Source organism: Paenibacillus senegalensis JC66 (assembly GCF_000285515.1).
Classification (GTDB): Bacteria; Bacillota; Bacilli; order Paenibacillales; family NBRC-103111; genus Paenibacillus_L; species Paenibacillus_L senegalensis.
The window spans coordinates 1-1,080 of record NZ_CAES01000133.1; the positions used below are offsets into that span (position 1 = coordinate 1).

Consider the following 1,080-nt stretch of genomic DNA (forward strand, 5'->3'; position numbering starts at 1 on the left):
TTTTTCCAAGTAGACGAGTTCCTTTTTAAGCACACTGTGGAACGATTCGATGCACGCGTTATCGTAACAGTTCCCTTTACGGCTCATACTGCCTTTCATTTTATAGGTACGTAGTCGCACTTGGTAGTCATGAGAAGCATACTGACTGCCACGGTCCGAATGATGCAGTACCTCACCGCGTGGTCGCTGCTGGCTGTGGGCACGGTCCAGCGCCGTTAGCACCAGTTCTTTCGTCATTCGCTCATCCATGTGAAATCCAACGATTTTACGACTGTACAGGTCCATGATGCTCGCCAGGTACAGCCAGCCCTCATCGGTCGGGATATACGTAATATCAGCCACCCAAGCCTTGTTTGGAGCTGACGGATTAAACTCGCGGTTCAACACGTTCTCTTGGACAGGCAGGTTGTGCTTCGAATTTGTTGTGGCCTTGTATTTCTTCACCGTGCGAGAGCGTAAACCCAACTCCTTCATAATCCGAGCGACCGTTTTCTCGGACACACGTATGCCCTGCTTATGAAGTTCTTTTGCTACTTTGGGGCTTCCATATAATCGACGGGATTCCAGAAAGATACGACGGATCCGCCGCTCCAGCTCGTGACGTCGCTTTTCACGTTTGCTGGCTTTTCGCTTGGTCCATTTGTAATAGCCGCTTCGGGATACACCAAAGGCTTCGCACATCTTCGAGACTCGGCACTTGAAGCGATGATCGTGAATGAAGGTATAGATCAGCGCCGGTCTTTGGCGAAGTAGTGCATCGCCTTTTTTAAGATGTCGTTCTCCTCTTCCAGATCACGAATGCGTTTCTGAAGGTCTCTCATTGCCTTATCGTCGGCTTTCAGTTGTCCACTGCCTGGAAAGGCCTGTGCGCCGTCTTGCTTGTATTCCGCCATCCAACGATACAGGGTGTTGTCGCTTATCCCCAGTTCGCGGGCGACCTGCGCCACCGCCTTTCCTTCTTCCTGGATCATCTGAATCGTTTGCAGTTTAAATTCTTTATCATATTTTTTCGTCATGTTAGCACCTCGAATTTGGATAGGTTCATTTTACCCGATTCTCGGTTCTCCATGTCTACTTTTT

1 pseudogene is annotated in these 1,080 nt (G+C 49.4%); it reads right to left on the bottom strand.

Features of this window, described 5'->3' with window-relative positions:
• Positions 1-1,016, bottom strand: a pseudogene (locus tag PSHG_RS25975) (IS3 family transposase); the annotation flags it as partial.
• Positions 1,017-1,080 lie beyond the last annotated feature (64 nt).